This window comes from Balneolaceae bacterium, from assembly GCA_034521445.1.
GTDB lineage: Bacteria > Bacteroidota > Rhodothermia > Balneolales > Balneolaceae > JAXHMM01.
In genome coordinates, this window is sequence record JAXHMM010000006.1 from 185,460 (window position 1) to 211,178 (window position 25,719).

The window sequence follows — 25,719 nt, forward strand, 5'->3', positions numbered from 1 at the left end:
GGTATGGACGTTGCTGATTCGGGCTTTGAGGCCGTATGCGGGGCCGCGGTCAAAAGCCAAAAGTTAACCATTTGGCGGTAGAATGGAGAATGAATTCTTCTCCACCGGCCGGTATTTAGCATCTCTGCCCAAATGCTTATCTTTACAAGACTGCAACCATCATAGCCAAGAGCACTTTTTTTCATGTCCATCAACAAGCAGCAGGTACGTTCGGCCCTGACCCACGTCATCCACCCGGAGAACGAAAAGGACCTCGTCTCCCTCGATATGATTGAGGACCTGATCGTGCAGGACAAGTTCATCACCTTCACCGTCGAGTTGCCGGAGAAAGACTCCGAGCTGGAAGCTGAACTGAAAGAGCGCTGCGCGGAGGCGATCAAAAAGTATGTGGCCGAGGACGCGGTGCTCGACATCACCACTGCGGTAAACATCTCCAAGTGGAGCAAGGACGGGGAAGGGGAGGACGGCAAGCCGGCCTTTCCCGGCCAGGGCCACCGTGAAAAACAGCAGGAGGAGCCGCAGGAGATCCTGGGCGGGGTGGAAAACATCATCGCCGTGGCCTCGGGCAAGGGCGGCGTGGGCAAATCCACCGTGGCCGTCAACCTGGCCTGCGGACTGGCCCGTACCGGCGCCAAGGTGGGCCTGCTGGATACCGACATCTACGGGCCAAGCATCCCGACGATGATGGACGCCCACGAGCGCCCCAACATCACCACGCGCAAAAAACTCATTCCGCTCAAGAAGCACGGCGTGCATTTCCTCTCCATGGGACTGCTGGTGGATCCCGACCAGGCTATGATCTGGCGCGGACCCATGGTGACCAGCGCCGTCAAGCAGTTCATGCAGGAGGTGGAGTGGGGCGAGCTCGACTACATGGTGCTTGACCTGCCCCCGGGCACCGGCGACGTGCAGCTCACCATCGTGCAGACCGTGCCGCTGACCGGCGCCATCGTGGTCTCCACGCCCCAAAACGTGGCCCTGGACGACGCCCGCAAGGGAGTGGCCATGTTCAAGAAGGTGAACGTACCCGTGCTGGGCATCGTGGAGAACATGGCCTGGTTCACCCCGCCGGAACTTCCCGACAAGAAGTACTACCTCTTCGGCAAACACGGCGCCCGCAACCTGGCCGAGCGCATGGGCATCAACTTCCTGGGCGAGATTCCCATCGAGGAGAAACTGCGCGAAAGTGGCGACGAAGGCCGGCCCATCGTGCTGCAGGAGGAAGACTCCCTCTCCAAAAAAGCTTTTATGGAGATCTCCCAGAACACCATTCAACAGCTCGCCATCCGCAGGGAGGATCAGGCGCCCACCCAGAAGGTGGATATCAAGATCAAGCCCTAGCGTCCCCGGTGACTCAGGCCCAGCAGGAAATGCCAAACCGTCAATGCCCCCAGCCGCGCCGTCTGGCCATCCCGGTCAAACTGCGGATTCACCTCGGACAGATCAAAGGAGGTTACTTTTTCGTTACGCCCCGCCAGGTAGGCCGCCGTCAGCCAGAGATCCGGCTGCAGGCCGTTGGCGCAGGGCGCGCTCACGCCCGGGGCAAAAGCCTGGTCCACCGCATCCATATCAAAGGTCACCATAAGCCGTTCAGATAGGTGGTCGTGGAAAAACTCAGGCAGCGAGCTGATGTTGGTCTCCTCCCGCAACAGACAACGTCCGCCCTGCTCGCGGATATAGTTTATATGGGCGGCAGCCGCAGCGCAAGGCTGCAGGCCTGCCACCATGTAGCGGTCACATGTACCGGAGGGATGTTCGACGGCCTGCCGGAAAGGTGATCCGGAATGGGGCATGCCTTCCTTGAGGGGGCGCACGTCGGCATGGGCATCCAGATTCAGTATGGCAGTGTGGAGCCCTGCGGTTGCATATCCGGAAAAGTGGGCGAAGGCCGTTTCGTGTCCCCCTCCCAGAATCACCGGTACCACGCCCTTCCGAAGATAACCGGCCACCACTTCTCCGAAGGCCTCCTGGCTTTGGGCCAGGCTCCCATCCAGCCGAAAATTACCCAGGTCGCGCGTCCGTTCCAGCAGGTGCCGGTGATCGCCCGGAGACTCCACATCGGGGGTCATCCTGTAGAGCATGAGCCGGATGGCGTCGGGCGCTTCGGCCGCGCCGGGACGACCCCCGTTGCGGCGGACACCCTCCTCGGAGGGAAAACCCAGTATCACCGCACGCAGGTCCTTCTCGGGAAGGTCTCCGCCGGCCAGCAGGGGACCCAAGCGGGGGTCATCCCCGTCGGTATGGGGAACCGGAATATGAGCCGAGTGGAATTTGGACATGCGGGCGTTGAAGTATGGCTGAGGTGTTTCAACGGTAAAGTACAAACCCCGGACCGCTTCCCAAAAAACCTCGTTGCGTCCAGGCCCCGCGGTTTTGAAATCAGGCATTTATTGTCCTTATTTGAGCAGACAACAAGCGCACATCCCGCAATCCGACCCATTCGATATGCTTATCCGACGCATGGCCCTCATGATAATGTCCCTGCTGCTCATGGCAGCGTGCAGCCAGCCGCAAAAACAGGAGTCGGCCAGTTCCGCCGACGGCGGCGACCCTCTCTCTCTGGGCTCCATTGAATTCCCCAATTCGGCAACCGGCGAAGCCGAGCAGGAACTGCTGACCGGGGTGCTGGCCCTGCACAGTTTCTGGTATCCCGAGGCGCGCGATCACTTCCGCCGCGCCCGCGAGCTGAACCCGCGCCTGGCCATCGCCTACTGGGGCGAAGCCATGACCCACGACCACCCGCTCTGGCAGCAGCACGACCAGCAGGCGGGCATGGAGGTTCTCAACGCGCTGGACGAGCAGATCGGCGGGGAGGGCGTCGACTGGACCGATCGCGAGCGCATGTACGTGGAGGCGGCTCGCTCGCTCTTTGACCCCGAAAGCAGCCGGGAGGAGCGCATGCAGGCCTGGGCCGAACAGATGGGCGCCATAGCCGAAGCCTACCCGGAAGACGACGAAGCTCTCGCTTTTCACGCGCTGGCGCGCATGAGCCTTCCCGGCCACGACTATGACAACCCCGATCCCGCCAAGGTGACCGGAATTGCGGCGGACCTGGAGAATATCTACCAGCGCAACCCGCAGCACCCCGGGGCCATGCACTACCTGATTCACGTCTACGACAACGACACCTTCGCGCCCATGGGACTGCGTCCAGCCATCGACTACGCCGACGTGGCCTACTCCTCCTCCCACGCCATCCACATGCCCAGCCACATCTATCGGCAGATGGAGATGTGGCAGGAGGTGATCGACGCCAACGTCGCGGCCTGGGAGGCCTCCGTCGCATGGCAGCAGGAGACCGGCCGCCCCCTCCGCGACCGCGACTACCACGCCTACAACTGGCTGCTGGACACCTACCTGCAGGTGGAGGCGTACGGCGAGGCCTGCGATGTACTCTCCAACGTGCGCAGCATCCGGGCGGAGGCCGATTCGCTGGGACAGGATCTCGGGCGCATTCCCTCCGTCATCGACCATATGAGCAGCCAGTACGCCGAAGAAACCAAGGAGGGTGCCTTGTCATGTACAGAATAGCTGATATCTAACGCACCGCCTCCCCGCGCTGAAAGACCTGCGTGACGGCGCCCGGACTCCAGTGGTACATCCAAAATTCGGGGTCGGGCGCGTCCACCACCGCCAGGTCGGCCCATTTGCCCGCCTCCACCGAGCCCACCTCGCGCTCCATGCGCAGCGCCCGCGCCGCCTGCAGGGTGGCCCCCTTGAGGGCCTGGGCGGGACTCAGCCAGCCCTGTGTGCAGCTCAGCATCATCGCCAGATGCAGGTCGTAGCTGGGTGCCGATCCCGGGTTGAAATCGGTGGCTACCGCCACGGGTACGCCCGCCTCCAGCAGCCTCCGGCAGTCCAGCGAAGGCTGGCGCGTATAGAGGGAGGCGATGGGCAGGGTGACCCCCACCACGCCGGACTGTGCCATGGCGGCAATGCCCTCTTCGGAAATCTGCTCCAAGTGATCGGCGCTGGCCGCCTCCAGCTCGCCGGCCAGTTCGGCGCCCCCGCAGGAGCTGAGCTGATCGGCATGCAATTTGGGCGCCAGTCCCGCCGCCAGTCCCGCCGTCAACACGCGCCGCGCCTCCTCGCGGGTGAAGGCCCCCTCCTCCAGGAAGACGTCACAGAAGCGGGCCAGACCCTCTTCGGCCACGGCGGGAATCATCTCCTGGCAGACCAGGTCGAGATAGCCCCCGCGGTCGTCCTCGAACTCCGGTGGCAGGGTGTGGGCGCCCAGGAAGGTGGACACGATGTGCTGCCGTCCCTCCTCCGCCAGTCGGCGGTAGACACGCAGGGTCTTGAGCTCGTGTTCGGTGGACAGCCCGTAGCCGCTTTTGCATTCCACGGTGGTCACGCCCATGCGCTGCATGCGCCGCAGGAAAGCGAGGGCCTTCTCATGGAGCTCCTCCTCCGTGGCCGCGCGGGTTGCATTCATGGTGGAGAGAATGCCGCCGCCTTCCTTGTTGATCTCCAGGTAGCTTTTGCCCTGCATGCGGAGGGCAAATTCACGGGGCCGCCATCCCCCGAAGGCCAGGTGCGTGTGGCAGTCTACCAGGCCGGGGATGACCATGGCGCCCCCGGCGCTGTAGATCCTATGGGTGCGGTACTCGTCTGGCAACTCCTTCTCGGGACCTACCCAGGCAATGCGCCCCTCCTGCCATGCCACGGCGGCATCTCTTACGGGATGTATCTCGCCCTGTCCGCCCTCGTCGCGGCAGGTTGCCAGATAGCCAATATCTTTAAGCAGGGGCATAGGTCAGTTCAGTGATTCCAGCTCCTCTTCCACGAGGCGGACCATGCTGCCCTCCTGCAGCAGGGCGGCGGCCTGGCGGATATCGTCCCTGAAGTAGTGGTCGGTGTCGGCGTGGGGAATGGCCTCCCGCACATGTTTGTGGGCCAGCTCCACTCCGCGGCCCGGGCGCATGGGCTTGCGAAAATCGAGGGCCTGCGCCGCCGTGAAGAGCTCGATGGCCAGCACCTGCTCCACGTTCTCAAAAACCTCCAGCAGCTTGAGGGCGCTGATGCTGCCCATGCTCACGTGATCTTCCTGTCCCAGGCTGGTCGGGATGGAGTCCACCGAGGAGGGATGGCAGAGTACCTTGTTTTCGGAGACCAGCGCGGCGGCGGTGTACTGGGGAATCATGAAACCGGAATTGATGCCGGTCTCCTCCATCAGCAGCTCCGGAAGCCCGTCGTGCCCCTCCAGCAGCAGGTAGGTACGGCGCTCGGAAATGCCGGCGAACTCGGCCAGCGCAATCTTGGCGTAATCCAGAGCCAGCGCGAGCGGCTGACCGTGGAAATTCCCCCCGCTGATGATGTCGCCGTCCCCGAACACCAGGGGGTTGTCCGTCACGGAGTTGATTTCGGTCTCCAGCACCCCGCGCACGTGGCGGAGGGCGTCGCGGCTGGCCCCGTGCACCTGGGGCACGCAGCGCAGGCAGTAGGGATCCTGAACTTTACCGCAGTTGCGGTGGGACTCCAGGATCTCGCTGTCCTCAAGCAGCAGCCGGATGTTCGCAGCCACCTCCCCGTGTCCCTGGTGGGGGCGGATACGGTGGATGCGCTCGTCGAAGGGCTTGATACTGCCCTGCAGGGCCTCCAGGCTCATGGCGGCGATCAGGTCGGCCCCCTTGGCCAGGGTCAGGGCCTTTTCCATAACGTAGACCCCGTAGGCGCTCATGAGCTGGGTGCCGTTGATAAGGGAAAGTCCGTCCTTGGGTTTCAGGTCCACCGGCTCCAGTCCGTGCTCCTCCAGCACGGGGCCGGCCGGAAGGGTATCTTCTCCGTCGGCATCCCAGAACTCCCCGTAGCCCAGCAGGGGCAGCGACATGTGGGCCAGCGGAGCCAGGTCGCCCGACGCCCCCACACTGCCCTTTTCGGGGATGGCGGGCACCAGGTCGTGCTCCAGGAAGTCGAGCAGGCGGTCGAAGGTGGATTCGGAGATGCCCGAGTGGCCGAGTCCCAGCGCGTGGACCTTGAGCTGCAGCATCAGGCGGGAGATCTCCTTCGGCACCAGGTCGCCCACCCCCACCGAATGGGAGAAGATAAGGTTACGCTGGAGCTGGGCCAGCTCCTCCTCACCCACGCGCTTGTTGGAAAGGGCCCCGAAGCCGGTGTTGATGCCGTAGTAGGCCTCGCCGGTTTTCAGGGCCTCATCGACCACCCCGCGCGCCCGGCGCAGATCCCCGCGGTCGGTCCTGAGGGATTCCACGCTGCGGGAGAGATCATCGTAAAGACTGGAGACGGTTATCTTCACAGCCATGGCTTCCGGGTGAATGGGGTTGGGGGGGTAAGGCTCGATGATCCGTTCCCGGTGTTCCTGCGCACCTCGACCTCGTTCAGCGTAAACTGCAGGGGAACTACCGTGAAGGCGTTGACGGCGACGCCCCGCCAGCGCGCCGGGTGGGAAACAGCCTCCCTGACCACCTCCACGGCGGCCTCGGTTAGAAAGTAGGCCGGGCTGGACACCTCTCGTATGTTGGCGATGGCGCCGGTGGTGTCCACATAAACCTGCAGCAGCACCTCCCCGGTGCGCTCGGAGGAGACGTGGTTTTCGGGGTATTGCAAGCGCTCCTGCATGGCCGCCAGTCCCCCTTCGAAAGCGACGGGCCGAAAGTCGGGATGCGGCTCCGCCGAATCGGCGGGCTGCTCTCCGAGCCGCAGCGGATGTTCGAAGTCGGCGGGACTCACGTAGGCGCCCGCGTCAAAGCCGGGTGCCGGCGTATAGTAGGCGTTCCCGGAGGAGGCGCATCCGGCCAGCAGCAGGATGGCCGCCGCGCAGAGAAAGGCGGGGAGCAGAGAGACCGGATCCTGGAAGTCGGGATACATGGTATAGCTGCGGTTCGGCACGTTTCGTTGGCGCATGGTGGTGCAAGTAATCACTTAATAGCCCACGGTGCAAACGTTTGTTGAGGGCCTCCTGTTAGGATATGCGACCGCGACAGCGGATCGCACGGCAACCACGCACAAACATGGAATCAAACAGACCATCGGATGGAATATCGCTTTTTAGGACGCTCCGGACTGAAGGTATCGGCCCTCTCCTTCGGCTCATGGGTCACCTTCGACAACCAGATAGACGAGGACCTGGCCCGCGAATGCATGAATATAGCCTACGAGGCAGGCGTTAACTTTTTCGACAACGCGGAGGTCTACGCCAAGGGCGCCTCGGAAAAGATGATGGGCAGCATCCTTGAAAAGGAGGACTGGAAACGCTCCGACCTGGTGCTCTCCACCAAGATCTTCTGGGGCGGGGAAGGACCCAACGACAACGGCCTCTCCTACAAGCACATCATGGAGGGCACCGACGCGGCCCTCGACCGCATGAAGCTGGACTACGTAGATCTGATCTTCTGCCACCGCCCGGACAAGCACACGCCCATTGAGGAGACGGTCTGGGCCATGAACCAGGTGATCCGCCAGGGCAAGGCCTTCTACTGGGGCACCAGCGAGTGGACCGCCGAACAGATTCGCGAGGCCTGGCAGGTGGCCCGCCGCCGCAATCTGCGTCCCCCGCTCATGGAGCAGCCGCAGTACAACATGTTCAAGCGGCAGAAGGTGGAGGGCGACTTCGCAAGGCTGTACGACGAAATCGGCCTGGGCACCACCATCTGGAGTCCCCTGGCCAGCGGACTGCTGACCGGCAAGTATAACGACGGGGTGCCCGAGGGCAGCCGTCTTGACCTGGAGGAGTTCGACTGGCTGCGGGAGAAACTGCTGGAAAGCGAGGAGGGCCAGCAAAAACTTAAAAAGGTGGAACAGCTGGTTCCGGTTGCGAAGGATCTGGGTATCGGCATGCCGGAGCTGGCCCTGGCATGGTGCCTGAAGAACCCCAACGTAAGCACGGTGATCACCGGCGCCTCCAAGCCGGAGCAGGTGCGCCAGAACATGGGCGCCGTTGAGCACGTGGACAAGCTCACGCCCGAAGTGATGACCCGTATCGAGGAGATCCTGGACAACAAACCCGAGCCGGAGAAGGACTACCGGCCGTAAACTGGACCGGATTCCCCGATCCTGCGGGATCGCCTAATGCTCCTGAATCTGATCCACCTGCAGGAGATTCCCTTTGATCATCACTCGCTGCCGCGAGCGCATGTTGGCGATGTCCGCCGACGGGTCCTCGTCGAGAATGAGCAGGTTGGCCATCTTGCCCGCCTCCACCGTACCGAAATCGTCCAGCCGCTGCATGGCGTCGGCCCCGTTGCGGGTGGCCATGGGTATAAGGTCGGCTGCTGGAATGCCCGCCTGCTGCATAGCCTCCATCTCGTCGAAGATGGAGGGGCCATGGAGCGTACCGGGATTGCCCGCGTCGGTGCCCACGGCGATAGGCAGGCCGGCGTCGTAGACCGCCTTCAGGTTGGCCAGGTCTTGTTCACTGAGTCGGTCCGTTTCGGGGTTAAAGTTGCTCAGGGCCTGCAGGAAACCTTCCGAAAAGCGCGGATGATCGCTGTAGCGGTCGGCGCCTGTTAGCTGATCCCGCGTCTTGGAGTCCACGCACTGCATGGGATCGTTCATGGGATAGCCGGCCACGCCCGCAGCCGCGCGGTAGGCCAGCATGTAACCGCTGCTCACCACCAGGGTGGGGGTGTAGATGGTGCCCTGCTCCCGGGCCAGATCCAGAAACTCCTGGTCCACGTCCATATTCGAAACGCTGTGCACCAGCAGGCGCGTGCCGTTGCGCATGGCCGCCTTAGCCTGCGAAAGGGAGGTGGCGTGGGCGATCACCTGCATGCCCTGCTGCGAAGCCTCGTCGGCAACAGCTTCCACCCGGTTCATATATTCCTCGCTGTCGTCGTCAAGCTGCCAGAGCTTCACGCCCGTGGCACCCAGGGCGGAGAGGTATTTTACGGTACTGCGGCCGGTCTCCTCTGAGTCGAGGGTGACCAGCGTCTTGTCGGCCGGCGTGTTGAGCAGCTGCATGGTGGAGGGCGTCACCAGCGGACCCGCAGCCGCCACGTGGGGGGCGCCGGGATCGGCTTCGGCCGAAGCCTGCAGATCCACCGACCAGGGAAAGCCTCCCACATCGTAGACCCCGGTAATGCCCGAACAGAGATAGGCGTCGTAGTAGCGGTCAGGGTTCTGCCTCTGGTACGCCATGGTCTCCACATAGGGGAGGCTGTCGCGCAGGTCCATCGCGTCGGGCCGGCTGTCAAAGAACGCCGTCTGGAAAAAGTGCACATGAGCATCCACCAGTCCCGGGGTAATATACTTCCCGCTCACGTCTATCTCCTCGGCGCTGGCCGGCACGCTGCAGTCTCCCTCCGCGCCCACGCAGGTGATGCGGTCGTCCTCCACCACGATTACACTATTGGCCAGGGCCTCCCCGCCCGTGCCGTCGAAGAGGGTGGCCCCGCGCAGCACAATGACTTCGGGCGCCTGCTCTACGCCCATCGTGCAGGCGGAGGCGCCCATGATCAGGCCCGTTGCCAAAAAAATAACCGCAAATCGCTGAATGAATTTCCCTAAGTCCATGGTAGCGTGGCTTTTGTTGGAGTGGATCATCTTAGAAATACAAAATGCGGGCGGCGAATCCAATTGCAAAATTGCCTGCGCCCTCTATATTGCCTGCGCATCCAGCGGGGTGCCCTGACGCCACCGCGCGCTCTATCCAACCCAATACCCGATCCCATGAGAACGCTGATCCTGATTCTACCGGTACTGCTCGTCACCGCCTGCAGCCAGCCCCAGACCGAAGCCGATCCCAATCGCTCCGCCCTGGACCGCAGCGCACCCGCCGGGCAGGAGCTCACGCAACTGCTGAACGACTTCCTGGAGGGAGCCTCGGTCAACGACCACGACATGCACGACCGCTTTTGGGCCGAAGATCTCATCTATACCAGCTCGTCGGGCGTGCGCCGCGACAAGGAGCAGACCATGGAGGGCGTGCGCTCCTCCCCCGAAATGACCCTGGAGGAGGTCTCAACCGTCTACACCGCAGAGGATATCCAGATTCAGCAGTACGGCGACATGGCCGTCGTGGCCTTCCGGCTGGTGGCCACAAGCGAAACGGAGGAGGGGACCCAGGTTTCGGAATACCTGAACAGCGGCACCTTTGCAAAAAGAGACGGGCAATGGAAGGCGGTCAACTGGCAGGCTACCGCCATACCGGCAGAAGAAAGCTAGATATTGGTGAAGAAGTAGAAAGCCATGATCCCGCTGGCCATCAGCTTGAGGAGCGTGCCGGCCAGGAAGCCCAGGAAAGAGCCCATTGCGGCGGTGTAGGCCTGGTCCGAGGACTTGCCCCCGGCCAGCTCGCCCAGGTAGGCTCCCAGCAGGGGGCCCACGATCATGCCCACGGGCGGAAAGAAAAAGGCCCCGGCCACCAGTCCCACGATACTGCCCCAAATGCCGTAAGGCGTGCCCCCGTACTTCTTGGTGCCGTAGACCGGCACGAGATTGTCCACCACCATCACCGCAATCACTATGATCAGCCAGATTACGAAGAACCAGGCGCCAAAAGGTGCGGCCGAGGTAAACTGCAGGAGCAGCAGTCCCACGTAGCTCAGCGGGGGACCCGGGAGCACGGGCAGCAGGGAACCGGCCAGGCCGGCCAGGATAAAGAGAGTGCCGATAACGATGAGCAGGATGTCCATGGGATCAATATGGGTCTTATATGCGCCTCGTTCAAGGAGATTAAACGTATTTAAACGAAGTGAGTTTCAGAATGGAAGGACGCTGTATCCACCTCCAAATCCTATCATATTTACTCAAGATTAAATTGACATAGATAAAGCTTATACTGCCACATGACGTTCAGGGCATAGAAACAAAGAGTGGTGTCAATGAATTTGAGATCCTTATTCGGCGAGCTTAAGAGGCGCAACATCTACAGGGTGGGCGTGGTCTACGCCATTACGGGATGGGTGGTGGTGCAGATTGCATCGGTGGCTTCCGAGGCCTTCGGCGCCCCGGCCTGGGTCATGAAGATGCTGATAACCCTGGTCGTTCTGGGCTTTCCCGTAGCCCTGGTCTTCGCGTGGGCCTTTGAAATTACCCCCGACGGCATACAGCGTACCGCCGAGGTGGAAAGCGACGAATCTGTCTCCCGCCAGACCGGCAGAAAACTGAATTACTGGATTATCGGGATGCTGGCCGGGGCTGTAGTGTTGCTGCTGGCCGAGCGTATCTGGCTCGCCGGTTCCTCTTCCGGCGAAGTAGCATCCCCGACAACAGCCGAAGCCGAGCCCTCACTCGCCGTACTGCCGTTTCTGGATATCTCGCAGGCCGATGACCAGGAGTGGTTTTCAGACGGAATGACCGAGGAGCTGCTGAACAGCCTGGCGCGCACGGACAAGTTCCACCTGGCCTCCCGCACCTCCTCTTTCGCCTTTAAGAACTCCGACCTGCCCATCACAGCTATTGCCGACAGCCTGAACGTAAAACACATCCTGGAGGGATCGGTGCGCCGATCAGGGGAGGAGATGCGCATTACCGCCCAGCTCATACGCGCGGAGGACGACAGCCACCTCTGGTCCAATACCTACGACGTCGGCACGGACTCTGTTTTTGCCGTGCAGCGCAGCATCGCCGACAACATCACCTCCGCACTGGACGTCTATCTGGACGAGAGCGAACGCAGGGAAATGCTCAATTTCGGAACCCGCGACGTTCAGGCCTACGAGCTCTATCTGAAGGCAAAAAGAGCCTACTGGAATGTTCACCAATCCTATAACAGCCCCGGCAGCCACTGGACCGTCGCTGACCTGGCCACGCAGGCACTTGTGGAGGATTCGACCTTTGCGGGAGCCTACTACCTTCGCCAAGATCCCTATGTCCACTACCTTGTGGACAATGCAGGAGATCCCCCCGACAGCACCCTGCAGACCCAGGAAGCACTGAATCAGATCCGCCGCGACCTGGCCCGCGCCAGCCGTCATGCGGCAACCGAAACGGAGCGCAAATTCTATCAGGTGCAGCAAAGTATTATGTCGGACGACTGGTCCGACCTGTCCGGCCTCATCGATCATCAGTTACAAAATCCTGAGTATCTTATCCGGGACTTAGGATTTGCCGATGCCTTTATCATTGCATTGGGTAGAGCCCATGAGTTCAGGGAACTCCTGTTCTCCACCGCCCGAAACAACTCCCTGAACCAGGCCAAATGGCTCGCCGCCTTCCGTCTGGCTGCAGCCGAGAAAGACACAGCCTTTTTTTCCCGGCACCTGGAAGAACGAATCGAGGAATTCAGCAACCCCAGATTTGCACGGGGAGAGCAGTTACTCACCTATTTGCGCATGGGAGCGTTCGACCAGGCGATGGAGGTCGTGGAAAAGCAGTATCTGACCTCATTCGAAAAAAAGTGGGCTCGCTTCCTGGTGAAATCCGCCCGGGGAGATACGTCGGTGACCTCGGCCCGGGTCGAGGAACTGGTATCGGGCTTGCCGGACGAGGTCAACGAGACGGTCCATCTTCAGGTCTATCACATAGCGGGTGAGTACGAAACCGCCAATCGCATCGGAGGGCGTATCGACGCCTCGCCCCTCGGTCCCATGCAATTGATCGTGGGATCTGCAAGCACCGGCATGCTGCTTACCTTCGACAGCGAGGCAACCCCGAATTTTGAAGCCCGAATGCAGGAGCTGGGGATTGACATCGATACGCTGTCCACCTTTGGGGAAAAGCTGAGATCAATGGGCCAGAACGATGATTAATCCTCCTCCATCGGCAGGTCCACTCCCCGCTCGCGCGCTGTCTTGCGCGCCTCCTCGTATCCGGCATCGGCGTGCCGCATCACTCCGCTGCCGGGATCGTTGGTGAGCACGCGCTCCAGGCGCCGGTCGGCCGACTCCGTGCCGTCAGCCACGCAGACCATTCCGGCGTGGATGGAGTAGCCGATGCCCACGCCGCCCCCGTGGTGCAGGGAGACCCAGCTCGCCCCGCTGGCTGTGTTGAGCATGGCGTTCAGCAGGGGCCAGTCGGCGATGGCGTCCGATCCGTCTTTCATGCCCTCGGTCTCGCGGTTGGGCGAGGCCACCGAGCCGGCGTCCAGGTGGTCGCGGCCGATGACCAGCGGCGCCTCTACCTTGCCTTTCTTCACCAGCCAGTTGAACTTGGCGCCCATCTCGGCCCGCTCGCCGTACTCCAGCCAGCAGATGCGGGAGGGGAGGCCCTGGAACTGCACCTGCTCACGGGCCTTGCGGATCCAGCGGGCGAGGGCCTCCTTTTCGGGAAAGGTATCCAGCACGGCCTCGTCGGTGGTGTAGATATCTTCGGGATTGCCGGAGAGGGCCGCCCAGCGGAAAGGGCCGGAGCCCCTGCAGAAGAGAGGTCGGATGAAGGCGGGCACAAAGCCGGGAAAGTCGAAGGCCTCCTCCATGCCGCGGTGGTCGGCCACCTGCCCGCGGAGGTTGTTGCCGTAGTCGAAGGTCACCGCTCCGCGCTCCTGCATGGTCAGCATGGTCTCCACGTGGGTCACCATGGAATCGAGTACGTCATCGCGATAGGCGTCCGGGTCGGACTCCCTCTTCTCATCCGCCTCCTCCAGGGTATACCCTACCGGGATGTAGCCCAGGTGCAGGTCGTGGGCGGAGGTCTGGTCGGTGAGCACGTCGGGCACCACGTCGCGTCGAAGCATTTCGGGCAGCACCTCCGCGGCGTTGCCCAGCAGTCCCACCGAAAGAGCCTCCCCTTGCGCTTTGGCGTCCAGGGCCAGCTCGAGCGCTTCATCCAGGGTGGCGCACTTGCGGTCGCAGTAGCCGGTCTCCACGCGGCGGTCGATGCGACTTTCGTCCACCTCCACCGTTATGCAGGCTGCCCCGTTCATGGTGGCCGCCAGCGGCTGCGCGCCGCCCATCCCGCCCAGGCCGGCGGTGACCAGCAGGCGCCCGGAAAGCGTTCCGCCGAACTGCTGACGTGCGCACTCGGCGAAGGTCTCGTAGGTGCCCTGCAGGATGCCCTGCGTGCCGATGTAGATCCACGATCCGGCGGTCATCTGCCCGTACATGGTCAGTCCCATCCGGTCCAGGCGCCGGAACTCCTCCCAGTTTGCCCATTTGGGCACCAGGTGGGCGTTGGCGATGAGCACCCGGGGCGCCTCTTCATGGGTGCGGAAGACCCCAACCGGCTTGCCCGACTGCACCAGCAGGGTTTCGTCGTCTTCCAGCCGCTTGAGGGTCTCGATAATCTTGTGGTAGCTGGCCCAGTTGCGCGCGGCCTTCCCGCCTCCCCCGTAGACGATCAGCTCCTCCGGCTTCTCGGCCACCGCGGGATCCAGGTTGTTCATCAGCATGCGCATGGCGGCCTCCTGGTGCCAGCCCTTGCACTGCAGTCCGGTTCCGGTGGGTGCGTGGATGGGATGCTCGGGAGGTGTGCTTTGCATAATACGATGGTTGGTTCGCTGCCGTTTGTCCTAAAGTAATGCCGCCGCCGGTTTAAGTCTAACCGCCGGCGGGATCAGCAAGTCGGCGCGGTTGTTTGCTTCGTTTTAACGGTTTAATTATCATGAACGGCGACTTGATTTTTTTTAGGTACCGTTCGTTCACTTCAAAACCAATTGATGGGGTTCTATGGCAAACGGATACGCAGGTGATTCCTCGGCCTCCATGCAGAATGACTTCTTCGGTCATCCGCGCGGACTGTCGACGCTCTTCTTCACCGAGCTCTGGGAGCGCTTCAGCTACTACGGCATGCGCGCCCTTCTGGTGCTCTTCATGACGGCCGAGGCCGTTGGCGGCAACCCGGGACTCGGTTTCAGCGTGGCCAAGGCCACCGCCATCTACGGACTCTACACCTTCTTTGTCTACGTGCTCTCCCTGCCGGGAGGATGGGTGGCCGACAAGATGTGGGGGCAGCGCAAGGCGGTCTTCGTGGGAGGCTGCATCATCGCCGCGGGACACTTCAGCATGGCCGTTCCCACTATCGAGTTTTTCTACCTTGGACTCGCCCTGATCGTGATCGGCACCGGCCTGCTCAAGCCCAACGTCAGCTCCATGGTGGGCGACCTCTACCCCGAGGGCGGCGCGCGGCGTGACGCCGGCTTCTCCATTTTCTACATGGGGATCAACTTCGGCGCCATCCTCGGTCCCCTGCTCTGCGGACTGCTGGGCGAAGGCTACAACTGGCACTACGGCTTTTCGCTGGCCGGCTTCGGGATGGTCCTCGGGCTCATCTCCTACAAGATCGGCGGCAAGTACCTGGGCAGCGCCGGCGACCTGAAGGTAGACGACTCCCAAGAGGTGCTCAACCGCCGCAGCCGCCGCTTCTACACCGGGCTCTCCGCTGTAGCGGCGCTGATCATGATCTTCATCTTCCTGGTCAGCTCAGGCGCTATCACCGTCACGCTGGCCAACCTGGCCGAGTATCTCGGCTACGCCGCAGTGGCCATCACGGTGGGCTTCTTCGGCTATATCATCTTTTTCGGAGGACACAATTCCGAGGAGCGGAAAAAACTGGGCGTTATTTTCTGGCTCTTCATTCTGGCCGCCCTTTTCTGGAGCGGCTTTGAGCAGGCTGGCTCCTCTCTCAATCTCTTCGCCGCCGACCTGACCGACCGCGCGGCCGGTCCCTCCGGATTTCTTTCCGGCTTTGGCTCCTGGCTCACAGCACTCCTTGTCGCGCTGCCCGTAAGCTATGTGGTCTACCGGGTCAATAAGCGCGAAGACATCTGGAACGTAGCCAAGGTTATTATCAACATTGCCACCATCGGCGTGCTTATCGGCCTCTACTTCCTGTTTGAAACCATTGGCGGAGGATGGGAAATCCCCGCCAGCACGCTCCAGCTTATCAATCCCACCTTCATCGTAATCTTCGCGCCCATCTTCGGGTTCATGTGGACCTGGCTGGCGGCGCGCGACGCCAACCCTTCTATCCCAGTCAAATTCGGACTGGGACTGCTCGGACTGGCCGCCGGCTTCTTCGTACTCTCATGGGGCGCGGCCAACGCCTCGGCCACCAACCTGGCCTCCCCCGCCTGGCTGGTGGTCACCTACTTTCTGCACACCACCGGCGAGCTCTGTCTGTCGCCCGTGGGACTCTCTTCCATGACCAAGCTGGCACCGCCCTCACGCGTCAGTCAGATGATGGGCATCTGGTTTGTCGCGGCCGCACTGGGCAACCTGTTCGCCGGGCTCGTGGCCGGGCAGCTGGAAACCCTCGCGGCCGACAGCCTCTTCTGGTACGTGGCCATGATCGTGGGCGGAGGTGGCATCGTGGCCCTGCTCGCCAGTCCCTTTGTGCAGCGGTTGATGGGCGACGTGGAGTAAGTGGATACCGAGGCCCAAGAGCCGTCTCACCGGCACGTGCCGGGCCACTTCCTGGGTATTTCCCTTTCCAGGATTTTCGGTCTGCTGCTGCTCTCATTCCTGGGGGCTATCGTGTTTTTCATCCTGGCCGAGCTCGTCGGGTGGGGCCTGTCCGAATCGGACCTCATACACCTCACAGGCATTGTCCTCTTTCTCCCCGTGCTGGGCTACCTGCTGGTGAAAACTCGTTCCGACCGGGGACTCCGCCGACCCCTGTTGGGCAGGCCGGGGGAAACGCCACCCTGGAGGATGGCGTGGATCTTCCTCCCCCTGCTGGTGCTATCCATTGGGTTGGGCTGGCTTTGGGATCTATTTCTCTACCAGGTCATGCCCAACTACCTGGAGGGCAAATACGCCATGATAAATGAGACACCTTTCATGGATCCCAACACTTCAGTGCTCAATACCGCCATCACCTTTTTGGGCGCCGTCATCGTAGCGCCGCTGGTGGAGGAAATCCTATTCCGGGGCGTTATCCTGGAACGGGGTTCCCGGCACTGGGGCCTGGGAGCGGCTGTCCTGATCTCCTCGTTCCTCTTCGGAATGCTGCATTTCGATCCTCTTGGATCCACGCTATTTGGAGTACTGATGTGTCTGGTCTACCTGCAATCCTCATCCCTGCTGGTACCCATCCTGGTCCACGCTCTCAACAATCTGGCCGTCATGGGCATGACCGTGTTCTGGCCCGCCTCCCTCTCTTTCTTCGATACTCCGGAGCAACTTTACAGCCAGGCCTGGTTCGGCGTGGCCTCGCTGGCCGCAGGCGGGGCCTGGGCAGGCTGGTTTTTGTGGCAACGACGCGGGCAGCTTGCCTGGCTTGCCGGAGAGGGCTGGAAGGCCGGACGGGAGGAGCACGCTGATGAGGACGACCGGAACAACGCGAAGGAGGGCGGTGAAACCGATGAGCACGAAGCTGACTTGCTGGATGCCCACAGTTCCAACGGCACTGGCGCGACCCGCGGTTGATCTTGTTCCGGTTTTGGCCGCCGCAAATGTACCCCCCACCGCCCTGTGATTCCATCCCGGCGAGCCCTTATATTGTCTCTCATGAACCGGCAGCAGGAAACCGACATCACCCAGCGCGAGCCCATCGCCGCCATCGCCACGCCCGTGGGGGAGGGCGGTATCGCCGTCATACGCGTCTCCGGCAAAGGGGCCCTTGAACGTGTGCAGGAGGCCTTCCGCGGACCGGAACTCCGCGAGCAGGACTCCCACACCGTCCATTTCGGAAATATCGTGGACGGGGGAGGCGAGGTGGTGGATGAGGTGCTGGTGACGGTCTTCCGCACCCCCCGATCGTATACCGGGGAAGACACCGCCGAGATCTCCTGCCACGGCGGCGTGCTGGTCACCCAGGCCGTGCTGGAGGCTGTACTGTCCCGCAATGTGCGCGCAGCCGAACCGGGCGAGTTCACCCAGCGCGCCTTCCTCAACGGCAAGATGGAGTTGAGCCAGGCCGAGGCGGTGGCCGACCTCATCCACGCCAAGAGTGCCCGCGCCCTGGACGCCGCCCACCAACAGCTGGAGGGACGCCTGGGTGAGCACATCAAGACGTTTCGCCAGCAGATCATCGACGCCACCGCCATGGTGGAGCTGGAGCTGGACTTTTCGGAGGAGGATGTAGAGTTCGCTGACAAGGAGGAGCTGCGCGGGCTGTTGGAGGAGCTGGACCAGGAGATCACCTCCCTGCTGCAGACTTACGAGGCCGGTCGGCTGGTCAAGCACGGGGTGCGCACCGTTTTCATCGGACGTCCCAACGCCGGTAAATCCACCCTGCTGAACACCCTGGTTGGCAAGGACCGCGCCATCGTAACCGAGATCGCAGGCACCACACGCGACACCATTGACGTGGATTGGAGCTACGACGGATTGCTATTCACGCTTACCGACACGGCCGGTTTGCGCGACACCGAGGACCGCGTCGAAAAGGAGGGTGTGAAACGCTCCCGCAAAGCCTTCGAGGAGGCCGACCTGGTGGTCTACCTGAAGGACCTGGGAGCGGAGATGGATGCTGGAGAGCGGGAGGAGATCGCCGGCTATCAGCAACGCGCCGGCGAGACCCCCTTTCTGCTGGTGGGAACCAAGGACGACATCGCTCTGGATGAGGCCGGCAATCGTCTGGAATACGATATCCGCATCTCTGCCTTGGAGGGCGAGCGCATAGGAGAGCTGAAAAAGCTCATGAAACAACGTGCCCTGGAGAGCACCCACTACGACCCCTCCAGCATCCTGGTCACCTCCAGCCGGCACCGCGACGCCCTCGAGAAAGCCCAGGAGCACGTACGCAGCGCCCTTCAGGCCCTCGACCGGGGCATGACCGGCGACTTCCTTTCCATCGACCTGCGCGGCGCGCTCCAGGATCTGGGCACCATCACCGGAGAAATTACCACCGAAGACGTGCTCGACAGTATTTTCTCGCGCTTCTGCATCGGCAAGTAACCCTCTTCATCCTGTGTTCCTCAACCCCTCTAGATGTATTATATTTATAGATATTTACCCGTAGTTATAAAAATAATATCAAAATATTCATAAATATATGTGGTAACATGTATATATAATAGTCAAAATACCGTCTTTTAGGCCGCTCTCCTACCTCCCCAAGTTTCCACAAACGCATCATTCCATTGGGACTGTCTCCTCCTCAATACGATTTCGTGATGATGGATGCATCGCCTTCCGGAGAGATATTAGTGTCTAGCACTGTCAGTCCTTTTCTGTTTCATTATAAAAACCATGAATTGGAGGAACTTATTTATTTGGATCTACCCGGACTGGAAATACTCCATAACCTGGCCCCCGAGGATTTATCTTCCAGATCACCCAATTCCTCTTCCGGCTCTTCGCCCATAATTCATCCTCCCCCCATTCCATTTGAAGTTGATAATCGCGGAAGCCGCATGTTTCCCTTTATGTCAGACATTCTCCATACCGGCGACCATATACTCTTTTACTATTCCAATTGGCATGCGGATATGTCCTTCCTGATTATGCTGGGCAGGGATGCGAATGGCCGGTGGCAACACCGGGGCAGCTACCGATTTTTTAAGGAAACGGAGGAACCGTACTTCATTGAGGATCTAAGCTATTCGGAACCATGGCTCTACCTGAGCAACCATTTTGAGCCAGAAATACTTAGAATTAACCTGGATAGCTTGACCAGTTCTGCTCCCTAGTTTCTGTCTCCTTCCCTGTACCTGCTTGGCGGCTACTGTTACGCCCCGCACCGGATCCGGGTGTCCTTGAGATTTTAATTGCCGGCAAGGGAATGCCCCAGCGTGTTTACTCGCACACCTGTACTTGCCCGCAACCCTCTCTGTAAGCCACAAACACAATAAATAGGTATTCCCACATCCGTAGAAATACGGGAAATCTTAAAGTTAATCTTATTAGATTATAAGTGAGTTGTTTATATGATCAATATCATGTAATGTACTCTTAATTATTAATTCTTTCTGATTAAGAGGAACTCATGAAAACACACGCCGCCCGATCCATTCTCATTCTTTTTATCATAGCCGTTATCTCAGGTTGTGAACTCAATCCTGTTGATTCACCTGATCCTGCAACGATAACCGAAGAGATCTCAACGGAAACCATCGCACGTGAAATCGGGCGGCTGCACAACGCCGGCCTGGACTTTATTCTGCATCAAATGAAAGCAAGAGTGCAACCCTTTCGTGACAGGGAGGATGCCCTGGATTTCTTCCGCGTTTCGGCAGAACAGTTTATCCAATCTACGGCTGGAGCTGACCATGAGAGAATTGCTGAAGTATTCGACATGGACCGCATATTTGCAGGGCCGGAGCAGATCCGGCGAGATTCACCGGCCAGGCCCGGGTTCCGCTACGGCAATACGGCGCTCGAACTGTCACGCGACCAGCGGCACCACTTCAACAGGCTGTTCGAGGTTTACAGCAAACATAAGGATGATAAGGTGTTCGAGCGGGATCACACACCCTTGCTACGAAGGATCAACCGAGATATCGAACAGAGTTACACGCCGGAACAAATCCTTCTCGTACAGGGCGTCACAGAAATCCTGATAGCCTCCTCCAACTACTGGAAGGAACACCGTACGGAATGGATACAAGAGATTTCCCGTCTCCACAATATAGACATACCCGACACATCTACGGTGTATGCCGGCGATATTGCGGCCAATCCCTGTTCCGCCTTTCCAATGGTCCCAATGTGCCAGGCCATAAACTGGGGAGAAGTAATTGAGGCTGACGGGGGCGGTCTAATAGATGGTGTGGTAGGCAATGCCCTCTACTGGGTTGTGGTCGGCCCTCCCGGCTGGCTGGCAGGCGCAACGATCCTGGGCGGAGGTGTTGCAGCCGCATCTACACAGGAACTGTACCATCAGATCATGGATCTGTTGTAGCGTCCCGATACTTTTCGTAACTACAGGATATCCGTCAATTTTAATTTCATATCATAAAAGCCATGCAGTCACAAACCGCAGCCACGTTTACCGTCTGGATGGTACTGATGGGCACCATCATCCACGTTGTCGAGAAAGATCTGCTGGGGATTTATCCTGAATACGATTTAACCTCCGCATTCCTGATGGCCCTCATCGGTGGAGGGCTAACACTTCTGCCATCTATCCTGCGGTCCGATTTCACGCCTATACTAGGAAGAGGCGGTTCTACCGATTCCGTGATGAAGAGGCTCGACCTGAAAACCCTGTTCCTGTCCATGGCAACCTTTCTCGTCGTATCCCTGGGAATATCATATTCCGGTCTATACCGGGAATTTATTCTGAGATCCGCACTTCACACCCTCTGGATGGGAAGTGTATTGATACTGGTAGCCTCCTTTACGCACAGAAGCAGAGTCGGCAACCGGTCGCCGAAAGGCCAGGCGGAGCGCATGAAAACAGGGAGTGCTGCGGATACCTGAATAGCAGACAAGGAGTCCTCGATTAAAAAAGCCTCCACCCGGATCGGTTTCCGGGGGAGGCTTTTCACATATTTTAAAATCCTAGAGTAATGCGGTCAGTTTTCGCCGCCGCCACTATCACCGCCGGTGGTCGCATCGCTGCCCGTATTATCGCCGGTGTTGGTCTGGGGAATAGGTGGGGCGGACTGGGAGGGATTGTTCATGCCCTGCGTGGTTTCCACCCCGCTCTGCTGCACGGCGGGCTGGTTTACCTCCTGGCGGTCGATGGCGAAGTTGGCCAGGACGCAGAGCACGAGCAGGGCACCCCCCAGTATAGAGGTCGATTTGGAGAGCAGATCGGCGGTACGGCGCGCACCGAGGCCGCCCCCGCCCGCCATGGATCCCGCAGCAAGGCCGCCGGTCATGCCGGAACCTTGTCCGGGTTGCAGAAGAATAACGATGGTCAGCAATACACAGATCAGGATGATTACCGACAGTATGATGTAATATAGCATAGCAGTTCTATTCCAAGTCGCTGTTTACAGACTAGTAAAGGTATCCATAATTCCGTTTTTTTACAACGCCAGCAATTTGAATACATTTCACAGGATTAGGGGCTAGAGCCTCGTCTAATTCAGTACACAGGTCATGCAGGAATTTATGGAGCGAATTGGAGCCTGGCTGAGCAGCTCGCCGGAGACAGGCTATAACCTGGTGGCTACCGCGGTGGTGATCCTGATCATCTGGCTGGCCCGGCTGGCAGCCGTACGCCTCCTCATGCGCAACCTGAAACAGGAGAAGGAGCAGTACAAATGGCGCAAATATCTCACCTACATCTCCGTGTTTGTTGGCCTGTTGATTGTGGGACGCATCTGGTTCGAGGCCCTGCAGTCGCTGGCCACCTTTCTGGGACTTCTAAGCGCTGGGCTGGCTATCGCCCTGCGCGAGCCTATAACTGACCTGGCCGGCTGGCTTTTCATCCTTTGGCGCCAGCCCTTCGACGTGGGCGACCGCCTCGAAATCGGTTCGGTAAAAGGGGATGTGATCGATATCCGCATCTTCAAGTTCACCCTCCTGGAAATAGGTAACTGGGTACATGCCGACCAGAGTACGGGGCGGGTGGTGCACGTACCCAACCATAAAATCTTCAGTGACAGCCTGGCCAACTACACCAGCGATTTTGAATTCATCTGGAACGAACTGGAGGTACTGGTCACCTTTGAAAGCGACTGGAAGAGGGCCAAGGACCTCCTGCAGGAAATCGCCGACCGTCACCTGAAGGATTTTATGAACCAGGCACGGGAACAGGTGCAGAAGGCCTCCAAATCCTACCTTATCCATTACAGACACCTCACGCCCATCGTCTACACGGACGTTCGCGACAGCGGGATCATGCTCACCGTCCGCCACCTGAGCGACCCGCGCAGGCGGCGCAGCCTCTCACAGGCCATCTGGGAGGATGTGCTGGAGGCCTTCGAAAAAGAGGAGCATATCGACCTGGCCTACCCCACCATGCGAATCTACCGCCGGGGCGATCCGGGGGAGTGACGCCGCACCGGCAGGGATCTACAGATGGCCGCCCTATTTCGGGATGGGCTGGATAAGCTCGGGCGAGTTCTTGTCCAGGTCATTAACATCCTCGGTCACGCGGTTGACCGCCATTCTCGAAAGATCGTAAGGCTTCAGCAGGTCGTCCAGATCTCCTGCCCCGTCTTCAAGCCACCGCCCAAAATCATCACGGTCCAGTATAAGGGGCATGTGATCGCTCACCGGCTTCACAAGAGCGTTGGCCTCGGTCTGCAGCATCAGGAAGGAGTAGACGTCTCGACCGGAATCGGACTGCCAAACGGAGTAGAGTCCCGCGATTCCCATCACCTGGTTGGAGAGCAGGCGGATGTAGAAGGGCGTGGTTCTTTTCTCGGAGAACTTCCACTTGTAAAAACCGTTGGCCGGGATTATACAGCACCCGAGCTCAGCCCAGACGCCGGATTTTTTGGCCTCCTTCATCTCCTCCAGGTGCATCTGGTGATGTTCCCGGCCCTCTCGCTCCGACCCGGCATCCTTCGGAATGAGCCCCCACAGAGCCTGTTGTATCACCCGTTCGCCCTCCTCCACAATCAATATGGGATGATGGGTGCCCACGTTGATGTTGTAGTTGGCCTCGAACCAGTCGTCGCGGGATGCCGTTGCTCCGAGCAGTTCTTCTACCGCTTTCTTTTCAGCATGGAGTACGAATCGGTCACTCATGGGACGCTGTTTGCACTTCTGAAATTAAAGCTTAGGTTAGCATACGATTCGCATTATTGCAACCGCCTAACCACGTACCGGACCATGATCAATCCCTTTTATAATTCCGAGGAGCAGCGGGTCCGTTCCGGATGGCGGCTGCTGCTCCAGATCTTCCTTGTCATTGCGGCCGGCATGCTGCTCATGCTCCCCTTCTCCCTTGCGGGCGTGCTGGACGGCGCAGACCAATTCGCGGTGATCCCTACGCTGATCACCGCCCTGGCCGCCCTGGCCGGCACCTGGGGGGCCGGCCGGCTGCTTGACCGTCGCGGATTTGTCGACTTCGGTCACGAGCCGGTCCCGGAGCAGTTCCGGGAACTGGGATTTGGTCTGCTGGCGGGACTGGCGGCCATGGCTATAATTTTCGCCCTGGAGTACTCCGCAGGCTGGATTACGGTCACCGGCTACGGCTGGGAGCGTCCCTTCACCGGTTCCTGGGTCGCCGCCTTTCTGGGATTCCTGGTCGTCATGCTGCTTGTGGGCTACTACGAGGAGCTGGTGTTCCGCGGCTACCAGATCTTGAATTTGAGTGAAGGGCTGCGCGGCACGCTGGGTTCACGTAGTGCCGTGGTCCTGGCCGTCGCCGTAAGTTCGATAGTATTCGGCGTCCTGCACGCCTGGAACGCCAACGCCACATCCGTGTCCACCTTCAACATCGTGCTGGCCGGGGCTGTGCTGGCCGTACCCTACGTGGTAACCGGCCGGCTGGGATGGTCGGTGGGCCTGCACATCAGCTGGAATTTCTGCCAGGCCGGAATCTTTGGATTTCCGGTCAGCGGGACCTCCTTCCGGGGCAGCCTCCTGCAGATCGAGCAGGGGGGGCGCGATCTGATCACCGGCGGCGCTTTCGGCCCGGAAGCCGGGCTCCTCGGCATCCTTGGACTGCTGGTCATCCTCTCCTTGTTTTACCTGATCAGGCGGCGCTCAGGATTGCCGATAACCCTTGCGTCCAAGTTCTCAGGGGAGCCGCTGGAGGCGACGGAGGCAGATGAGCAAGGCTCCTAAGTTTTGTATATTCCCCTGTCTTGAATGACGTCTGATCGTGAGGCGTCAGTACGAATCAAATGTTAACCAAATGAAAGGTCATAACGTTGAAGTTTGCAGAAATGAACTTAAGCCCGGAAATCATGAGCGGGCTCAAAGATGTACGTTACGAAGAAGCAACGCCCCTGCAGGAAACCGTCATCCCCAAAATACTTGAGGGCGGAGATCTGCTGATAAAGAACGAAGGCGACAAGGGCAAATACGGAAGCGTGGTGATCCCGGCACTTGAGAAACTGGTCCGGGACGGCGACACCGGCCATACCCGTGTTCTCATCCTTACACCCAATCCCAAAGAAGCCCGTGAAATCGACGAGCTGGTCTGGGCCCTGGGTTACCACAAGCAGATCGAGTGTGCGACGGTGGATCTTGACAAGGAACGCGACAAGCAGGTCGAGGCTCTCACCTCACAGGTCCCCGTGCTGGTCGGCAATCCCGGTCCGCTGATCGACGTGATGGAGGACGAACTGTTCATCTTTCGGAACGTCGACCTGGTGGTTGTAGACAACGTCGACGAGATGGTCTCACTTAATCTTACCGATCGCATCCGCGATATCCTTCGGCGGGTAGTCAGCGAGAAACGCCAGTCGGTGGTTTTCGCCGACGAGCTCTCCCCCAACGTGAAGGAACTGACCAACCTGGTGCTCGACCAACCCCGGATAATCGGTTTCGAGGAAGCCTCCGACAAGACCCTCATGGAGCCTCCCAGCGTACCGAGCAGTCTCAAGCAGGGCTTTATCAACGTGCCGCCGCGCATGAAGATCTCCACCCTGATGGCCCATATTGACCATACGCCGTCGGACACCTGCGTGATCTTCTGCGCCTCCAAGCGGGGCACCGACCGCCTCTACCGCGCCTTTAAAAAGCGTGACCAGAAGGCGACCAGTATCCACTCCCAGCTATCCGACGAAAAGCGCGCCCAGCGTCTTGCCAACTTTTCCGACGGAGATGTACAGTACCTGTTGGTGGCCGAAATACCGGCAAGCGAACTGGGCATCGAGCGCACAACGCAGGTCATTAACTACGACGTGCCCAACGACCCGGACGAATACCGCTTCCGCGCCAGTATGGTGGAGTCAGGCAAGGCCAGCCGCATCGTCTCGCTGGTCTCCAAGCAAGACCGCAGCGACATCAATGATCTGAAGAACGAGCTGGGCCAGGCGCCTCAGGAAATGCCTCTGCCCGACGAAGTCCAGAAAAAACTGGAGGAACGCAAGAGCAAGAAAAGCAAACCGGAAAAAAAGGACAAGAAGAGCAGGAAGAGCAACGG

General features: G+C 60.0%; 21 protein-coding genes and 1 pseudogene. 13 read left to right on the forward strand and 9 right to left on the reverse strand.

All coding sequences use genetic code 11. From position 1 onward, the window contains the following. Positions 1-183: 183 nt before the first annotated feature. Positions 184-1,341, forward strand: a complete 1,158-nt coding sequence (locus tag U5K31_08025) for an Mrp/NBP35 family ATP-binding protein (protein MDZ7772669.1) — start codon at positions 184-186, stop codon at positions 1,339-1,341. Here U5K31_08025 and U5K31_08030 read toward each other — a convergent pair. Next, entirely contained in the window at positions 1,338-2,279 is a 942-nt protein-coding gene (locus U5K31_08030) for a formimidoylglutamase (GenBank protein MDZ7772670.1), read from the reverse strand. The two genes, U5K31_08025 and U5K31_08030, sit on opposite strands and share 4 nt — an antisense overlap. Positions 2,280-2,445: 166 nt before the next feature. On the opposite strand from U5K31_08030, the gene U5K31_08035 reads away from it, so the two are divergent. After that, positions 2,446-3,531: a hypothetical protein gene (locus U5K31_08035; GenBank protein ID MDZ7772671.1), complete on the forward strand. Its 1,086-nt coding sequence runs from the start codon at positions 2,446-2,448 to the stop codon at positions 3,529-3,531. Positions 3,532-3,538: 7 nt separating this feature from the next. On the opposite strand, the gene hutI is transcribed toward U5K31_08035, so the two are convergent. The 3 genes from hutI to U5K31_08050 are packed head-to-tail and all read right to left on the reverse strand — an operon-like array spanning position 3,539 to position 6,864. Continuing rightward, positions 3,539-4,753, reverse strand: coding sequence for an imidazolonepropionase (hutI, locus tag U5K31_08040; protein ID MDZ7772672.1), 1,215 nt, complete (start codon positions 4,751-4,753; stop codon positions 3,539-3,541). Positions 4,754-4,756: 3 nt separating this feature from the next. Next, entirely contained in the window at positions 4,757-6,262 is a 1,506-nt protein-coding gene (gene hutH / locus U5K31_08045; protein MDZ7772673.1) for a histidine ammonia-lyase, read from the reverse strand. Then, positions 6,253-6,864 carry an energy transducer TonB gene (locus U5K31_08050; protein MDZ7772674.1) on the reverse strand — a complete coding sequence of 204 codons (612 nt, stop codon included), beginning with the start codon at positions 6,862-6,864 and terminating at the stop codon, positions 6,253-6,255. The genes hutH and U5K31_08050 overlap by 10 nt, the downstream gene beginning before the upstream one ends. 129 nt (positions 6,865-6,993) lie before the next feature. Here U5K31_08050 and U5K31_08055 point away from each other — a divergent pair, with 129 nt between their 5' ends. Then, positions 6,994-7,992 (forward strand): aldo/keto reductase, encoded by a 999-nt coding sequence (locus tag U5K31_08055; GenBank protein ID MDZ7772675.1) that lies wholly within the window; start codon positions 6,994-6,996, stop codon positions 7,990-7,992. A 33-nt stretch (positions 7,993-8,025) separates the two neighbouring features. On the opposite strand, the gene U5K31_08060 is transcribed toward U5K31_08055, so the two are convergent. After that, complete coding sequence (locus U5K31_08060; protein MDZ7772676.1) at positions 8,026-9,471, reverse strand: amidohydrolase family protein; 1,446 nt, start codon at positions 9,469-9,471, stop codon at positions 8,026-8,028. Positions 9,472-9,627: 156 nt separating this feature from the next. Between U5K31_08060 and U5K31_08065 the strand changes: the two genes are divergently transcribed. Then, positions 9,628-10,122, forward strand: coding sequence for a nuclear transport factor 2 family protein (locus U5K31_08065; GenBank protein ID MDZ7772677.1), 495 nt, complete (start codon positions 9,628-9,630; stop codon positions 10,120-10,122). On the opposite strand, the gene U5K31_08070 is transcribed toward U5K31_08065, so the two are convergent. Continuing rightward, positions 10,119-10,592: a DUF456 domain-containing protein gene (locus U5K31_08070; protein ID MDZ7772678.1), complete on the reverse strand. Its 474-nt coding sequence runs from the start codon at positions 10,590-10,592 to the stop codon at positions 10,119-10,121. The two genes, U5K31_08065 and U5K31_08070, sit on opposite strands and share 4 nt — an antisense overlap. A 189-nt stretch (positions 10,593-10,781) precedes the next feature. Here U5K31_08070 and U5K31_08075 point away from each other — a divergent pair, with 189 nt between their 5' ends. Continuing rightward, complete coding sequence (locus U5K31_08075) at positions 10,782-12,650, forward strand: hypothetical protein (GenBank protein MDZ7772679.1); 1,869 nt, start codon at positions 10,782-10,784, stop codon at positions 12,648-12,650. Here the strand turns inward: U5K31_08075 and hutU are convergent. After that, the gene (gene hutU, locus U5K31_08080) at positions 12,647-14,317 is read right to left on the reverse strand and encodes a urocanate hydratase (GenBank protein ID MDZ7772680.1); all 1,671 of its coding nucleotides are present in this window, start codon (positions 14,315-14,317) and stop codon (positions 12,647-12,649) included. The two genes, U5K31_08075 and hutU, sit on opposite strands and share 4 nt — an antisense overlap. 187 nt (positions 14,318-14,504) lie before the next feature. On the opposite strand from hutU, the gene U5K31_08085 reads away from it, so the two are divergent. The 5 genes from U5K31_08085 (at position 14,505) to U5K31_08105 (ending at position 21,143) form a co-directional block, all read left to right on the forward strand. Beyond that, the gene (locus U5K31_08085) at positions 14,505-16,199 is read left to right on the forward strand and encodes a peptide MFS transporter (protein ID MDZ7772681.1); all 1,695 of its coding nucleotides are present in this window, start codon (positions 14,505-14,507) and stop codon (positions 16,197-16,199) included. Next, positions 16,200-17,204 carry a type II CAAX endopeptidase family protein gene (locus U5K31_08090; protein ID MDZ7772682.1) on the forward strand — a complete coding sequence of 335 codons (1,005 nt, stop codon included), beginning with the start codon at positions 16,200-16,202 and terminating at the stop codon, positions 17,202-17,204. Between the two features lie 81 nt (positions 17,205-17,285). Continuing rightward, positions 17,286-18,677 carry a tRNA uridine-5-carboxymethylaminomethyl(34) synthesis GTPase MnmE gene (mnmE, locus tag U5K31_08095; protein MDZ7772683.1) on the forward strand — a complete coding sequence of 464 codons (1,392 nt, stop codon included), beginning with the start codon at positions 17,286-17,288 and terminating at the stop codon, positions 18,675-18,677. Between the two features lie 1,030 nt (positions 18,678-19,707). Then, complete coding sequence (locus U5K31_08100; protein ID MDZ7772684.1) at positions 19,708-20,622, forward strand: hypothetical protein; 915 nt, start codon at positions 19,708-19,710, stop codon at positions 20,620-20,622. 62 nt (positions 20,623-20,684) lie between these two features. Next, positions 20,685-21,143, forward strand: a complete 459-nt coding sequence (locus U5K31_08105; GenBank protein ID MDZ7772685.1) for a hypothetical protein — start codon at positions 20,685-20,687, stop codon at positions 21,141-21,143. Between the two features lie 95 nt (positions 21,144-21,238). On the opposite strand, the gene secG is transcribed toward U5K31_08105, so the two are convergent. Next, on the reverse strand, positions 21,239-21,637 hold the full coding sequence (gene secG, locus U5K31_08110; protein MDZ7772686.1) for a preprotein translocase subunit SecG: 399 nt from the start codon (positions 21,635-21,637) through the stop codon (positions 21,239-21,241). Between the two features lie 145 nt (positions 21,638-21,782). Between secG and U5K31_08115 the strand changes: the two genes are divergently transcribed. After that, positions 21,783-22,670 carry a mechanosensitive ion channel family protein gene (locus tag U5K31_08115; GenBank protein ID MDZ7772687.1) on the forward strand — a complete coding sequence of 296 codons (888 nt, stop codon included), beginning with the start codon at positions 21,783-21,785 and terminating at the stop codon, positions 22,668-22,670. A 33-nt stretch (positions 22,671-22,703) separates the two neighbouring features. Here the strand turns inward: U5K31_08115 and U5K31_08120 are convergent, their stop codons facing one another. Beyond that, the gene (locus U5K31_08120) at positions 22,704-23,369 is read right to left on the reverse strand and encodes an SOS response-associated peptidase (protein ID MDZ7772688.1); all 666 of its coding nucleotides are present in this window, start codon (positions 23,367-23,369) and stop codon (positions 22,704-22,706) included. 84 nt (positions 23,370-23,453) lie between these two features. On the opposite strand from U5K31_08120, the gene U5K31_08125 reads away from it, so the two are divergent. Continuing rightward, on the forward strand, positions 23,454-24,413 hold the full coding sequence (locus tag U5K31_08125; protein MDZ7772689.1) for a type II CAAX endopeptidase family protein: 960 nt from the start codon (positions 23,454-23,456) through the stop codon (positions 24,411-24,413). A 122-nt stretch (positions 24,414-24,535) separates the two neighbouring features. Next, positions 24,536-25,498 (forward strand): annotated as a pseudogene (locus U5K31_08130) (DEAD/DEAH box helicase). The last annotated feature ends 221 nt before the right edge of the window (positions 25,499-25,719 follow it).